This window comes from Desulfotomaculum sp. (genome assembly GCF_982386235.1).
Window position 1 is genome coordinate 36461 of sequence record NZ_CEVWQM010000014.1, and the last position, 14071, is coordinate 50531.

Annotated in this window: 15 protein-coding genes; 12 read left to right on the forward strand and 3 right to left on the reverse strand. The window is 41.2% G+C overall.

Annotated features, from left to right (window positions below; all coding sequences use genetic code 11):
- Window positions 1-27: 27 nt before the first annotated feature.
- From AC1U9Z_RS09835 to AC1U9Z_RS09870, 8 genes are all read left to right on the forward strand, one after another.
- A complete protein-coding gene (locus AC1U9Z_RS09835) occupies window positions 28-768 on the forward strand; it encodes a P-loop NTPase family protein (protein ID WP_333531239.1) in 741 nt (246 codons plus the stop codon).
- A 128-nt stretch (window positions 769-896) separates the two neighbouring features.
- Window positions 897-1925, forward strand: coding sequence for an endolytic transglycosylase MltG (gene mltG / locus AC1U9Z_RS09840; RefSeq protein WP_333531370.1), 1029 nt, complete (start codon window positions 897-899; stop codon window positions 1923-1925).
- A gap of 5 nt (window positions 1926-1930) precedes the next feature.
- Window positions 1931-3154: a peptidase U32 family protein gene (locus AC1U9Z_RS09845; protein WP_333531240.1), complete on the forward strand. Its 1224-nt coding sequence runs from the start codon at window positions 1931-1933 to the stop codon at window positions 3152-3154.
- 65 nt (window positions 3155-3219) lie between these two features.
- Entirely contained in the window at window positions 3220-4920 is a 1701-nt protein-coding gene (locus AC1U9Z_RS09850; protein WP_479957290.1) for a peptidoglycan D,D-transpeptidase FtsI family protein, read from the forward strand.
- Window positions 4921-4980: 60 nt separating this feature from the next.
- On the forward strand, window positions 4981-5748 hold the full coding sequence (locus AC1U9Z_RS09855) for a helix-turn-helix domain-containing protein (protein WP_333531242.1): 768 nt from the start codon (window positions 4981-4983) through the stop codon (window positions 5746-5748).
- A gap of 108 nt (window positions 5749-5856) precedes the next feature.
- Entirely contained in the window at window positions 5857-6174 is a 318-nt protein-coding gene (gene trxA, locus AC1U9Z_RS09860; protein ID WP_333531243.1) for a thioredoxin, read from the forward strand.
- Between the two features lie 192 nt (window positions 6175-6366).
- The gene (lgt, locus tag AC1U9Z_RS09865; protein WP_479957291.1) at window positions 6367-7182 is read left to right on the forward strand and encodes a prolipoprotein diacylglyceryl transferase; all 816 of its coding nucleotides are present in this window, start codon (window positions 6367-6369) and stop codon (window positions 7180-7182) included.
- A gap of 202 nt (window positions 7183-7384) precedes the next feature.
- Entirely contained in the window at window positions 7385-7648 is a 264-nt protein-coding gene (locus AC1U9Z_RS09870; protein WP_333531245.1) for a DUF3243 domain-containing protein, read from the forward strand.
- A 59-nt stretch (window positions 7649-7707) separates the two neighbouring features.
- On the opposite strand, the gene AC1U9Z_RS09875 is transcribed toward AC1U9Z_RS09870, so the two are convergent.
- Both AC1U9Z_RS09875 and AC1U9Z_RS09880 read right to left on the reverse strand, forming a co-directional pair.
- Complete coding sequence (locus AC1U9Z_RS09875; protein ID WP_333531246.1) at window positions 7708-7914, reverse strand: DUF3892 domain-containing protein; 207 nt, start codon at window positions 7912-7914, stop codon at window positions 7708-7710.
- A 96-nt stretch (window positions 7915-8010) separates the two neighbouring features.
- A complete protein-coding gene (locus tag AC1U9Z_RS09880; protein WP_479957292.1) occupies window positions 8011-9210 on the reverse strand; it encodes a dicarboxylate/amino acid:cation symporter in 1200 nt (399 codons plus the stop codon).
- Window positions 9211-10034: 824 nt separating this feature from the next.
- Between AC1U9Z_RS09880 and AC1U9Z_RS09885 the strand changes: the two genes are divergently transcribed.
- The 4 genes from AC1U9Z_RS09885 to AC1U9Z_RS09900 all read left to right on the forward strand — a co-directional run bounded on the left by AC1U9Z_RS09885 (window position 10035) and on the right by AC1U9Z_RS09900 (window position 13228).
- Window positions 10035-10661: an accessory gene regulator ArgB-like protein gene (locus AC1U9Z_RS09885; RefSeq protein WP_479957293.1), complete on the forward strand. Its 627-nt coding sequence runs from the start codon at window positions 10035-10037 to the stop codon at window positions 10659-10661.
- 4 nt (window positions 10662-10665) lie between these two features.
- Entirely contained in the window at window positions 10666-10797 is a 132-nt protein-coding gene (locus AC1U9Z_RS09890; protein ID WP_479957294.1) for a cyclic lactone autoinducer peptide, read from the forward strand.
- 76 nt (window positions 10798-10873) lie between these two features.
- Window positions 10874-12559: a bifunctional diguanylate cyclase/phosphohydrolase gene (locus AC1U9Z_RS09895; protein ID WP_479957295.1), complete on the forward strand. Its 1686-nt coding sequence runs from the start codon at window positions 10874-10876 to the stop codon at window positions 12557-12559.
- 27 nt (window positions 12560-12586) lie between these two features.
- The gene (locus AC1U9Z_RS09900) at window positions 12587-13228 is read left to right on the forward strand and encodes a lactate utilization protein (RefSeq protein WP_479957296.1); all 642 of its coding nucleotides are present in this window, start codon (window positions 12587-12589) and stop codon (window positions 13226-13228) included.
- A gap of 12 nt (window positions 13229-13240) precedes the next feature.
- On the opposite strand, the gene sigK is transcribed toward AC1U9Z_RS09900, so the two are convergent.
- Window positions 13241-13948: an RNA polymerase sporulation sigma factor SigK gene (gene sigK, locus AC1U9Z_RS09905; protein WP_333531252.1), complete on the reverse strand. Its 708-nt coding sequence runs from the start codon at window positions 13946-13948 to the stop codon at window positions 13241-13243.
- Between the last annotated feature and the right edge of the window lie 123 nt (window positions 13949-14071).

A 14071-nucleotide genomic window follows, 5' to 3' on the forward strand; every position in this document is an offset into this window, starting at 1 on the left:
GATAATTGTGGTCAAGGAGGGGGCCCAGTGAAAAAAATAGTAATTTGTGGTCGGAATGATGGCGGAAAGTCAACCATATTGGGCGAACTTTATAAAGGTTTAAAGAATAGGAATTACAAGCCCTTGGCAGTTGGCTCCGGTGTACAGGATGAAAAACCCTATTTGCATAAAGGAATAGACCCTAGTTACCTTACCATTGCTGTTCCTGAACCAGGCAGAGATATTATCTCGGATATTGATAGAGTTATCCGTAATGCCATTAATCAAATTAAGGAAAAGAACAAACTGATTGAAAATGCACGCAAGGCTTTAGAAGAATTAAATAAGGTGCGCTCCGTATTGGAATTGGGTAACCTTTCGCAAAGGGATATTCCCCAGACGGCAGCACTGCCAGATGTGGTTTTGATTGAGGCGGTGGGCATTAACGATGGCTATAAGTCCGAGGAATGCCGCAAACTGGCGGATGTATTGGTAACCATCATACCTGCTGGCTTAAAGGGAGAAATTATCATGGAAGCTGGTAACTTTCTTTTAGATGAAGCAGACGTATTGGTGGTAACAAAGATTGATGAGACCCCACGGGATGTTACCTCTACCACCTTAAAACTGCTGCAGCGGATTTACCGCACCAAGCCCATCATACCAGTGGTAGCCACCAAAGGGGTTCATATGAACTTGGTCCTGGATGAAGTGATTAAGGGATTGGCTGATCCCATGGTTTTGTTTGAGCCAATCCTGCCAGAGGAAACCAGTAAAAGAATAAATTAAGTAAGCGAAAAGGGAATGTTGCGAAACTACTAATTTGTAGGCAAGCGACACTCCCTTTTTACATTGCGAACGCATTCCTTGTCTGATTTAGTAGATAAATGATATAATTGGTTAAATTATATAAGGTTGTGTTGTTTTTGGCTAAAAAATACCGTGCAAAAAAACGAATATACTTCTTAGTTTTGCTAGTACTGGTAGGTGCCTGTTTTGATTTTGCACGTAGCACGTTGGAACCAGTTGATTCGGCTGGCAAAGCGGTGGATACCTTGGTTCGGATTGCCCCTAATACGACCACAGGACAAGTTGCTATATTATTAAAACAGCAAGGTCTGATCCAAAATGCTCAGACTTTTAAACTTTATACCCGCTATCAAAAATTGGATAATCAAATTAGAGCGGGTTATTTTGTGCTGAATCCAACCATGTCTGTGGAGGAAATCTTACATATTCTGATTCACGGTAAAATCGCTTCCAAGGGTTTTACCATACCTGAGGGATATAACTTGGCCAAGATTACCGATACATTGGCCAGCAAAGGGTTCATCCAGGAAGAAATATTTAAGGATTTATTAAAACAGGGTCAATTCCAATACTCTTTTATGAAGGAGTTACCAGCTGGAGAAAGGAGATTAGAGGGTTATCTATTCCCAGAAACCTATCATATAGGTTTAGATAGCACGGAGAAAGATATTATTAACGTAATGCTAGCGGGCATGGAGCGTCAAATTAAGGATCTTCAATTGGAAGAAAAGGCCCAAAACATGAATTTGTCTTTACACCAGGCTGTGACCATTGCCTCCATGATTGAACGGGAAGCGAAGGTAGATCAGGATCGGGTGTTAATTTCCAGCGTTATTCACAATCGCCTAAGGATTGGTATGAGGCTGCAAATCGATGCCACGGTGGAGTATGCCCTTGGGGGACACAGGGAAAAAATATATTATAAGGATTTAGAGGTAGATTCACCCTATAATACCTATAAAATTCCTGGGTTACCACCGGGACCAATTGCTTCACCTGGTAAGGAAGCACTGCTGGCGTCTGTTACTCCGGCCCAAACGGACTACCTTTATTATCTGGCTAAACCGGATGGTTCCCACGTCTTTAGTAAAACCTTAGCCGAGCATAATGCCAATAAACAAAAATATTTGAGGTGATCCGTTTGAGAAAATTAGAACTCCTGGCTCCGGCAGGAGATTTAGAAAAATTAAAGATTGCCGTTCTTTATGGGGCAGATGCAGTTTATCTGGGAGGGCAGCAGTTTAGTTTAAGGGCTGGTGCTGCCAATTTTGATAATGACTCCTTGCTTAAGGGGGTCGAGTTTGCTCACCGGCACCAGGTCAAGGTTTATGTAGCCATCAACATTCTTGCCCACAATGCGGATTTGACAAATCTGCCGGAATATTTAAAGTTTTTAGCAATAGCCGGGGCAGATGGAGTTATTGTTAGTGATCCTGGCATTATTGATACAATTTTAAGGATGCAGCTAAAGCTGCCAATTCACCTAAGCACCCAGGCAAATACAACCAATTGGGCCAGTGCTGCATTTTGGAAACGGTTAGGCGTTGAAAGGGTTGTTTTGGCCCGGGAGTTATCCTTACCGGAAATTCATGAAATAAACCAGCGGGTTGACATCGAGCTTGAGGCTTTTATTCATGGAGCCATGTGTATGTCTTACTCAGGTCGTTGTTTACTCAGCAATTATCTGACCGGCAGAGATGCCAACCGGGGTGACTGTGCCCAATCCTGTCGGTGGAAGTATCACTTGGTAGAGGAAAAGCGGCCAGGACAATATTTCCCAGTGGAAGAAGATGCACGGGGAACTTATTTCATGAGCAGTAAGGATCTATGTCTCATGGAATATCTGCCTCAGATGGTTGAGGCAGGCATCACCAGTTTTAAAATTGAAGGACGCATGAAGAGCATTCATTATCTGGCCACCGTGGTTAAGGCTTACCGGCAAGCCCTTGATTCCTTTATCCATCATCCATCGAGCTATCAAATGAATCAAAAGTGGCTGGATGAAATTCGTAAAGTAAGCCACCGAGAATATACCACGGGTTTTTTGTTGGGAGATCAAGGCAAAACTGCTACCGTTGAGCCGGGACAAAAAAGCTATACCCGCCTGGCGGCCTTCGTGGGTCTGGTATTGGCTTATAATGATGCTGCCAAAAGAATTATTGTAGAACAAAGAAATAACTTTAAAGTCGGGGATAAATTAGAAGTCCTTACTCCTGCAGGTGAAAACAAACTACTTGAGGTGACGGCAATGTTTGATGGAGAGACCGGAGAACCCTTGGCGGTTGCTCCTCATCCTCAGCAGATTGTTGAATTAGCAGTTGAGCATGGTATTGAGCCCATGTCAATGTTAAGGAGAATAGAATAAGGGATAAAGATGGCAAAATTTGGTGAAGCTAATAGGAAGTATACTCACCAAAGGAATGTTAACCAATGGGCTATTTTTTGCAAAAAAGACTGGTTAAAACCTTTTACCTTATTTTATTTCTATTTCTACCTCTTCTGGTACATCTTGGTGTTATTCAACTAATCCACGGTGACGAATACAATACGAAGGCCCTGGACCAACGAAGCCTCAAGGTTGCCATGGAAGAGATCCCAAGGGGGCAGGTTTTAGACAGATATGGGGTGAATTCCCTCAATAGGGGAGAAAAAATACCAAGGATTGTTCTTTACCCACAGGTTATTAAAAATAAAGAAGAGGTGATCGAGCAATTAAGCACCATCCTTGGCTGTGCAACCCAGGAACTGGCACCTTATTTTACCGGAACCAGCGGGTTTCTTTCCTATCGGCTTAACCAAACACAAATAACGGCCATAAAAAACCTAAAGATTCCTGGACTTATGGTGGAAGATATTTATTTTCGCTATGGGGAAACACCACTGGCTTCCCATGTTGTAGGACACTTGGGGAGAATTTCAGAACAGGATCAACTAGAACAACTTAATCGTTTGGGCAACAAGAAATATACCATGTCGGACCTAATCGGTAAAACCGGCTTGGAATACTATTATGAGGCTCAATTAAAAGCCGATGAACCAGCCAGTATTACCAGGGCCTACGTTGATGTATATCGCAACTTAATTTCTGGTTTGGGCATTCAAAGGGAAAGCACACAGGATACGGGACGACAGGATGTAGTCACGACCCTTGACATCCATATTCAGCAGGTGGTAGAAAAAATCATGGCTGAGCGGGTAGAGCGGGGCGCAGTGGTAGTAATGGATGCCGGGACCGGGGATTTGTTGGCCTTAGCCAGTAGGCCAAACTTTAACCCAGCGAATGTTTCTTTATACTTACCGGGGGATGAAGATACCTTTTTAGATCAATGCACGGCCTTATATCAACCAGGCTCTATATTTAAAATGGTTGTGGCAGCAGCAGCCCTGGAAGAAAAAATTGTCAAACCGACTGATACCTTTGTTTGTCTAGGTGGGAATGACCACCTGATCAATTGTTGGCACAAAACCGGCCATGGCCCCATTACCTTTGAAGAGGCCTTTGCAGAGTCTTGTAATCCTGTATTTGTTGAACTTGGCTTGAAGCTAGGGGCGGAAAAACTCATTCGTTATGCCCGGGCCTTTGGTCTGGAATCCCAAGATATTATTGGTTACCCAGTGCCAAAGGATAAGAGACAGCAACTTGATTTAATCGCTCAACCTTATAATTTAGTTAACAGCAGCATAGGCCAAGGCCCTGTTTTAACAACACCTGTCCAGCTAACGGCGATGTTAAATACCATTGTTAACAATGGAGTTTACATAAAACCAAGAATGGTCAAGGGGATTAAAAACGAAAAAGGAAAATATACGCAGCATTTTTCGATGGGGGAAAGCCGTAAGGTTATTTCCAATGAGACTGCCAAAGAATTACAGAGATTACTAGGACTTGTTACTACCCAAGGGGTTGGCAAAGAAGCCTTTGTAACAGGCTTTGGCAGTGCCGGTAAAACTGGCTCTGCGGAAATTTTTGCTGAATCAGATAAGGTCAATGCTTGGTTTGTTGGCTATGCTCCCTATGAAAAACCTAAGTATATTGTGACTGTATTGGTTAAAGAAGGGGTAAGTGGCGGTGTTTCGGCCGCCCCGGTTTTTCGGCAGATCGTGGAGGAAATTCTCTTACCGTCTCATTGACGCTGCTTCAAAATTATCGTAGAATGTTAGTATATTTTTGGGATTATGGGGGATAAAGGCATGATCGTGCGGGGGGATCAAATTAGAGCCTTACGGGAAGAACGAGGCTATACGTTACAGGACCTGGCTCGCCGGGCAAAACTATCGTTATCCTATTTAAGCGAGATAGAACGAGGATCTAAGAGACCGTCCTTAAAAACAATAGACAAATTAGCTTCTGCCTTAAATGTCTCTAAGACTCAATTGGTTGAGGGTGAAATTACGGATTCTGGTCTTGGACTGGGAGAGAAAATTAGAATTATCCGTAATGAAAGCGGTTTATCCCTACAGGAACTAGCAGATAAAATAGGGATCTCACTATCATACTTAAGTGAAATTGAAAGGGGTACGGTGTATCCAGCTGTCAACACATTAAAAAGAGTATCAGAAGGGTTAGGTGTGCCGGCAACTGCTTTAATGGGACATGAGGGTTCTCTGGGGTATAAATTAAAGCACCTAAGGGAAGAATACGGTTTGACCCAAGCCCAACTTGCTAATTTAGCTGGAGTAACCGCCGGCCTAATCGGGCAAATCGAACAGGGGAAGGTACAGCCATCTTTAAAGACGCTTGAAAAGTTATCCGAAGTGATGGGAGTTTCTCCATGCTATTTCATCATGGAGCCCGGTGCTGTGGATCAGATGGTCAGTTTAATGAACCCAGAATTAAGGGAACTGCTCATCCATCCCAATGTTCAAGCCGTTTTGGGTTTGGTTTGTAATTTAAACGAAAAAGAATTGCAATTTATATTGAACTTTATTCAGATGTTTAAGAAATCAGAGCTAACTTAAAAAAGTTTTATAGAATATTATTGCTAGCGAAGAACGAATATAGTATCATAAATATGTGTTTGGTGAAAAAGACTTAAGGCAACATATGATACAAGGAGGCTGATTTTCATGGCATTAGAACTAAATGGTGCTAATTTTGAAGCTGAGGTTATTAAATCTGACATTCCCGTACTAGTAGATTTCTGGGCAGCTTGGTGTGGCCCCTGTCGTGCCATTGCACCGGTGGTGGAGCAATTATCCACTGAGTTTGCTGGTAAGGTAAAGGTTGCCAAGGTAAATGTGGATGAAAACAGAGAACTGGCCCAGCAGTATGGTGTGATGAGTATTCCTACCATTATCTTCTTTAAAAATGGAGAAAAAGCAGATCAGGTCATTGGTTTTACTGGTAAAGCAGATCTAGAGAAGAAATTAAACGCTATCTTGTAGGGAATTTTCTTGACTGTTCCGTTCAATAGCTATCTTAAATCCTCCGTTCTTGGGACGGGGGATTTGTGTTTGCAGCCGTTATAATCGACGGTGCCAGGCACCTAGGGCCATTGTCATCCTGAGCCATAGCGAAGGGTCTTGGCAGTTAGTTTACATAAAATATCCACTTCGATTTTCTAAGGAGTTGATTTTTTGCACCCGGTACTTTTCTATATAGGGGATTTCCCCCTTCGTTCCTTTGGGCTTATGCTTTCGCTGGCGATTATAGCAGGCTTAGCAGTTTCCCTAGCAGTGGCTAAGTGGCAAGGAAGATATTTTGAAGAAATCATGGATTTAGCTTTTTATGCTATTCTAGGAGGATTAATTGGAGCCAGGGTCTGGGAAGTCATGTTTAGTTGGGACTATTACTCAGAGCACTTGCTAGAGATCCCGGCTATTTGGCAGGGTGGTATTTCTGTACAAGGATCCATATTGGGTGGTTTGCTGGCAGTCATATGGTACTGCCGCAAGCATAACATAGCCCTGTGGGCAATGATGGATACCTTGGCCCCAGGTGTCTTAGTGGGGCAAGCCATTGGCCGCATTGGTTGTTTTTTAAATGGTTGTTGTTATGGACTGCCCCATGAACATTTCGGTCTTGTTTATCCGGCAGGCACCGATGCCTACTATGCCTTCGGTGCCCAGCCTCTTTTTCCAGCCGTTCTGTTTGAAGCTGCCTGGGATTTCTTGGCCCTAGGTATACTATTAATGGTCTATAGGCGTAGATTATTTCCGGGGTTCATTGCCCTAAGTTATTTTGTACTTTACTCAATGGGCAGATTTACCCTGGAATTTTGGCGGGGGGATAGCCTAAGAACCCTAATGGATTTCAAAGCTGCCCAGGTATCTTCCGTTATAACAATGCTAGTTGCCCTTGGTCTAATGTGTTATCTGTATCAACAAAATCAACAAAATCAACAAAAAAACAAATCCTACCCTAATAAGAAGTCAAGGAAAATCCAAATTTAGCTTTAGAAGATGTTCTTTTTGGTCTAGCTGTAGCCGTCAGGCCCCGGCTTGATGAATATAGACCCTCTAGTTAAATTCTGTATCTTCATAGTGTGTTCGGAATATAAATTGCGTTTAGGTTAGAGGCTTTAGCCTCTTTTTTCTTTTTCCAAGGAATTTGATTTTAATTATCGGATAAAATAATGGGCGGGAGGTGAAATTCATGGAGCTTGGACACAACTGGCACAAATGGAAGGAAATATTAGGAGATGCAGTGGGTTTAGGGGAAAGAGTCGGTATGGAAGAAGAGACCATTAACAACGCAGCTTTTCGACTAGGCGATTTTTTTGCAAATAACATGGATCCAGCGAATCATGAACAGCGTTTAATGAAAGAATTGTGGGACGAAGGAAACGATGAAGAAAGAAAGACATTGGCCACCCTGATGACCCGGGTTTCCCACAAAGCCAGCTACCGTAATAATTAACAAGAGGAGCGCTTGCTCCTCTTGTTTTGTGGTGGCCTTGGTGATTAGCCTGGGGTTTGCTAAACAAACCGGGGCAATTGAGTTAGTTCCATATCTCCTAGGTGGGAAATATAATGCTCGCCATTGTGTCTGGCCTCAATTTTGGCTCCTTTAATTTTTCCTGACTTTGCAAACTCAACTGCCTTTTCCATACTATATGTATTTCCGTTGATCATTACATCTGTAACTTCACCTGCCGCATTCACCTTTACCTCACGAATATCCATCCACATCACTCCTTTTGTAGTGCTTATAGTATTATTTCTTTAATCATTAAAGTTTATGAACAAAAAAGGAGCCAAGCGGCTCCTTTAATCCTTCTATTAGGCAAACTTTTCTTGCAGGGTTTCTGTTGCTGTTCCCTTAGCAAATTTGTCAGCCAGTAGGGCGATGGCACCGTCGCCCGTTACGTTGCAGGCAGTACCAAAGCTATCCTGGGTGAGGTATAAAGCAATCATCAGGCCCAATTGTGCTTCGTTAAAGCCCAGCATGGATTGAAGCAGGCCTAAGGCTGCCATAACGGCACCACCGGGAACCCCGGGAGCTGCTACCATGGTAACACCAAGCATTAAAATGAAAGGGAACATCATAGCGAAACTTACATTTGTACCGGACATCATCATCACAGCCATGGCGCACATGGTCAATGTAATGGTACTACCGGATAAGTGAATGGTCGCGCACAAGGGAATTGCAAAATCTGCTACACCATCCGAGATGCCGTTCTTTTTAGCACTGCGCAGGGTTACCGGTATGGTAGCTGCGGAAGACTGAGTGCCAATGGCAGTTAGATAAGCTGGTACCATGTTCTTCAAGGCAGTAAAGGGATTTCTGCCGGAAACAGTACCTGCCACAGTGTATTGGAATAACAGCATTACCAGATGACTGATAATAACGATGGCAAATACGGAACCAAAGATTTTCATGATCTTGGCCACTTCACCGGCATAGGTCATGTTGGCAAAAATACCGGCAATGTGGAGGGGCAGTAAAGGAATAATCACACTTTGAATAACCTTTTCGATTATTTCTTGGAAATCCTTCGTCACTTGATATAAAGACTTGCTTTTAATGTAAGCCATACCCAGACCAAACAAAAAGGCAGTGATCAATGCTGTCATTACGCCCATAATGGGTGGCATATCAATTTGGAGAAAGCCCTTCACCAATGCATCTTCTGGGTTAGAAGCTTGTCCACCCACTGCATTGACAATCCTTGGTAATAATCCAGTACCCACCAGGAAAGCAAAGGTACCGGCAATAACAGTGGAAGCATAGGCCAACAGAGTAGTAATACCCAGAAGTTTCCCGGCACCCTTACCCAGTTCAGCAATACCTGGGGCGACAAAACCAATAATAATCAGAGGAATTACATAGGATAAAAACCCGCCAAAGAGACCATTAAAGGTTGCCAGCAAACGGACCAGAGCATCAAAATGTAAAAATTCCTTCGATACATAGCCTAATATAATACCCAGGGTTAAACCAATAATTAATCTAGTTAATAGTCCGATTTTCCTCATCGTTGTGCCTCACCTTCTGCTAAAATTTTGATTGATAGGACTATCAATAACTTAGATATCCCCCCTTTTGAAATATATAAGTTAATTAATAGTACGAAAAAAGCAACAATTCAACCTAGGGTGGCTTGGGTCACCAATGAACATCTTACAATTTTTTAATTGAAATTTCAACAAGCTACAAACGGGTCATGGAAGGTAATTACTGACAAATCTCATAATTAATCGCAATAGATGAAATATTTTGACAATAAAGTGTGGTTATTAGTAAAATACTTGCAAATGAAGAAGGAATTAGGTAAGGATTGGCGAAATTAACAGTACTCGGTAATAAACAACTCGGTAATAAACAGCAGCTTTGGAAGAGGTGACATAATTTATGAGTGAAATACCGTTAATATTATATATTTTATTAGCATTTTTAGAAGCTCTTGGAATATTTATCTTTACATTTGCCTTTTCCAAAGTAAACCACACCAAAAAAGAGCTACTGATTATTTCTATAATATACGCATTTTTCACCCTGCTTATCAGAAAGCTTCCCATTAGCTTTGGTATACATTCTTTGATCCTTATCTGTGTCACAGGGGGCTTATTAAGTTATTACTACAAACAAAAACTTTCAATAATGTTGATTAGTCTAATAATTGTTTTCGCCATAATTTATGTTTCCGAACTTTTAGTTGTGTTAATATTTTCCAAGATACTGTTAGTAAATTATATTGAAACAATATTTAGCAAACCCCTTTGGTGGTTTCTTTCAGGGTTACCTCATATCCTATTATTACTAATCCTAGCCTATGTAATAAAGTTGAGGAGATAGTCTAATGTCTATAGGGGAAAAGGCAGCTCAATACCTAATAAAACATAATAATATCGAGGATCAAGATCAAAAAGAAATACTTATTTATGGGGCAGAGGTGTTTTTTGGCACTTTCTTTGGTATCATTTTCACTCTGCTAATAGGATTTCTACTGGGTTTACAATTTCAAATCTTTTTTATGCTAGTTGCTTCTATGCTTATAAGAAAAACGGCTGGCGGGGCACATAGTAATGATCCCTTAAATTGTTTGCTGATTACAGTATTAATTTATAATGTTATTGCTTACTTTGCATTATTTACAATAAATATTGTAAATAACCACATGATATTGACTGTTTCAACTATTTTCATACTTGGACTTGTAATAGTCTATTTGAAGGCTCCGGTTGAATCTCCTCAAAAACCATTAGGACAACAACAAAGAAAAACGCTACGGGTTTTGGCTTTAATCTTTGTAGGGTTAATTTACATTTTACAACTTTTCGCAGGTATTAATAACTTTCAGCCCTTAATTAATTATTCTGTCAGTATAATTCTGCTTTGGCAATATTTAATGCTTACTAACTGGGGACATGCACTAATGAATTTAGCAGATCGTTTTCTCTTTACCTTTTGCTTTTGGAGGAGGTGATATTATGAAAAGGCTGAAAACCTTAGTGTTTACGCTAATTACGATGGCCTTCACCTTGTCAGCACTTGTTAATGCTGTTTCAGCATGTTCAGCAGGCCATTATCAGCCCAAATTACCCAACGCTTTAAAAAAATAGCTAAACGAAAAACAAAAGAGTGTTATGCACTCTTTTGTTTTTCTAATATATTTTTCGTTAATTAGAGAGTGATATTATGAATGATTGGCAAAATAAACGAGAAGAGAATTTAAAAGAAGTTCGCCTAACTATTTATATCCTTTGTTTTATGGTGTTTACCTTTGCTTTATTAATGACAGCTTGGAAAGCTTCTTTGGCTTTGTCCATAGAAGATATATTTGCCTTTTACCTGGATAATTTTATCCTGATTATATGTTTTGCACTTATTTTACTGGTGTGTATCATGGTCATTAAGTTAAATTTAATTTACTCCGGCTTTATATTTCTGAGTCTGTTAATATTTGCATTTATTGGCTATTACAATATTACTTATGTTAAAGAAATACTTATAATTCCTGTTGCCTACATAGCCTTTATAAAAAATAGGTTTTTTGGTTGTTGCCTGGCAATAATAAGCGGTATTTTATTATACATTCGAGGTTTTTGGACCGATGGATACTCATTTCCCAACCCTAACCTTGAATCAGATATCATTTTTACAGGTGTCATGTTTATTTGTGCCTGGCTTATAGGCAGTATATCAAGTATTGAAAGAGATAGCAGAAATTACTTGCTAGAGTTAGCCAATAAAGATGGTTTAACGGGAACCTATAATCATCGCTATTTCCATGTCTACTTTAGAAAAATATTGGAAGAGTCCAAGGGTTCCAACAGTCCTCTTAGCCTTCTGATTTTTGATATAGATTACTTTAAATTTTACAATGATACCTTTGGCCACCTTTCCGGGGATGCGGTTTTAAAGGGAGTAGGACAAATACTGCAGAAGCAAATTCAACAGCCTAGTATCGCCGCACGTTATGGTGGGGATGAATTTTGCATATTGCTGCCGGGGCACAATTCCGCAGCCGCAGTTATGGTTGCTCGAAAACTAAAAGAAAGCATTGAACAGTACTTTGTGGAGAATGAACAGTTTAAGAAGTTGCCCGAGGAAAAATTTAGCATTACCATGGGTTTAGCCAGTTATCCAGAGCATAGTAAAACAGGGGATGACCTGTTGGAACTGGCGGATCAAGCACTTTACAAGGCCAAGAAGACCAGCAAGAATAAAATAGAACTCTATTTTAACGTTTTGGACTCACTAAAGGGAATTTGTGACCAATCCGAGTTGGGACTGCTCAGTTCTACCAAAACCCTGCTCAGCATCATTAATGCCAAGGACCGTTATACCTATGGTCATTCCGAAAGGGTCTTGGAATATGCCACAAAACTGGCCCAAAGGTGTGGGCTTGATGAGGACGAGGTCCGATTAATCCAGTACGGGGCCTACCTGCATGATATCGGTAAAATTGAAGTGGATATAAACATCTTAAATACAACAGAAAAACTTTCAGAAAAGGAATGGCAAATCCTAAAGCAGCACTCCTATTGGGGCAGTGAATTTTTAAGACCGATTAAGAGTCTGGAAATCGTAAGGCCCTATATTCTATACCATCATGAAAACTACGATGGTACAGGGTACCCAGCGGGGATAAAGGGCAATGATATACCCTTAGGGGCGAGAATTATTCGCATTGCTGATAGTTTTGATGCCATGACCACGGACAGACCCTACAAAAAAGGAAAGTCTTATCTGGAAGCCTGCAGTGAAATTATCATGTTAGCGGGTAAGCATTACGATCCCGAGTTGAGCAAGTTATTTGTTCGAATGATCGAAACGGAGCATCAATTATGCAATGAAGCAGCCTGCTCCGCAGAAAAGTAAATCGTTAAGAAAGGAACGAGGGATTTTATGACAGTTCATCAATGGCATAGGGATACGGTGGGGCAAAGGGCAGTACAAGCCTTGATTAAGAATCAGTTTGATGCAGTTTATTTTGCCACCAAGGGGGAAGCCGAGGAACATATTTTACAATTTATTAATTCCGGTGCTAAGGTTGGCTTTGGTGGTTCCATGACCTTAGCAGAGGACTTGGGACTGGTGGAAAAGGTAAAGGCTAAGGGGGCAATAACCTTAGTACATAGTGATCCGCAGCTTTCCGTTGCAGAAAAACTGGAAGTCATGCGGCAGCAACAGATCTGTGATGTTTTTCTAGCCAGTACCAATGCTGTTACCCTGGATGGTTGTTTAGTAAATATTGACGGGGTTGGCAACAGGGTAGCCGCTATTACTTTCGGGCCCAAAAAAGTAGTTATTGTTGTGGGGGTTAATAAAATTTGTCAAGACGTGGAGGCAGCACACCATCGCTTACAGTCCACCGCTGCCCCTAAAAACAACAAGCGTCTGCAATATGAAAATCCCTGTACTGTGACAGGCAGCTGTGCAAACTGCCAAAGTCCCACCAGGATCTGTCGCATCTATTCTGTGATCAAACGGAAACCGATGTTAACAGATATTATAGTAGTAATCATTGGCGAAGAATTGGGATATTAACAAGAAGGCTGCCTATTGGCAGCCTTCTGAGTTAAATTCCTTCGTTAATTTATTCAAGGCCCTTTTTTCAATCCGAGATACATAGGAACGGGAAATTCCTAGGGCACGGGCAATTTCCCTTTGTGTTTTCCTAGCCGTTGACCCTAAGCCAAACCTCATTTCCAATACTCTTCTTTCACGGGCTGTTAGTTTTCGCACCTTTTCTAAAAGCCGGTTTTTTTCAAAGGTTAATTCCACGGTATCGGCAACAATTTCAGGATCTGTTCCTAAAATGTCGATTAAACTTATTTCATTACCCTCTTTGTCAACACCGATGGGGTCGTATAAAGAAACCTCTGCCTTAACCTTCTTGATAAAACGCAGATGCATCAGGATTTCATTTTCAATACACCTGGCTGCATAGGTTGCTAAACGGGTTCCTTTGTCGGGTTTAAAGGTGTTGATAGCCTTAATTAATCCAATTGTACCGATGGAGATTAAATCATCTACATCTTCGCCGGTGGAATCAAATTTTTTTACAATATGTGCAACTAGACGTAGATTTCTTTCGGTTAAAACATTTCTTGCCGGTTCGTCACCATTGGCTAGCAATGCCAGATAATGGGCCTCTTCCACCTCATTTAAGGGTTGGGGAAAAGTGTTGTTAGCAATATAGGAAACTAATGCAATTACACCGTTTACAACCGAAAGGACAGTGACCGTCCAAAGGCCCGGTAACATCCATGAATCCCCCCTAATAAATTGACTCAACAATATATGGTATGGGGGGCAGATTTATTTGGTGTTTGTCCTTGCCCTTGGTTTTCACAAGTTGACGGGGTATCCCAAATAAAGGTAAAATAA

Bases quoted from the DNA above. Each gene is read 5' to 3' on its own strand.
- AC1U9Z_RS09850 (WP_479957290.1), top strand. From the start codon at position 3,220: ATGGGCTATTTTTTGCAAAAAAGACTGGTTAAAACCTTTTACCTTATT.
- AC1U9Z_RS09870 (WP_333531245.1), top strand. From the start codon at position 7,385: ATGGAGCTTGGACACAACTGGCACAAATGGAAGGAAATATTAGGAGAT.
- AC1U9Z_RS09900 (WP_479957296.1), top strand. From the start codon at position 12,587: ATGACAGTTCATCAATGGCATAGGGATACGGTGGGGCAAAGGGCAGTA.
- sigK (WP_333531252.1), bottom strand. From the start codon at position 13,948: ATGTTACCGGGCCTTTGGACGGTCACTGTCCTTTCGGTTGTAAACGGT.
- AC1U9Z_RS09890 (WP_479957294.1), top strand. From the start codon at position 10,666: ATGAAAAGGCTGAAAACCTTAGTGTTTACGCTAATTACGATGGCCTTC.
- AC1U9Z_RS09855 (WP_333531242.1), top strand. From the start codon at position 4,981: ATGATCGTGCGGGGGGATCAAATTAGAGCCTTACGGGAAGAACGAGGC.
- AC1U9Z_RS09885 (WP_479957293.1), top strand. From the start codon at position 10,035: ATGTCTATAGGGGAAAAGGCAGCTCAATACCTAATAAAACATAATAAT.
- trxA (WP_333531243.1), top strand. From the start codon at position 5,857: ATGGCATTAGAACTAAATGGTGCTAATTTTGAAGCTGAGGTTATTAAA.
- AC1U9Z_RS09875 (WP_333531246.1), bottom strand. From the start codon at position 7,914: ATGGATATTCGTGAGGTAAAGGTGAATGCGGCAGGTGAAGTTACAGAT.
- AC1U9Z_RS09895 (WP_479957295.1), top strand. From the start codon at position 10,874: ATGAATGATTGGCAAAATAAACGAGAAGAGAATTTAAAAGAAGTTCGC.
- AC1U9Z_RS09880 (WP_479957292.1), bottom strand. From the start codon at position 9,210: ATGAGGAAAATCGGACTATTAACTAGATTAATTATTGGTTTAACCCTG.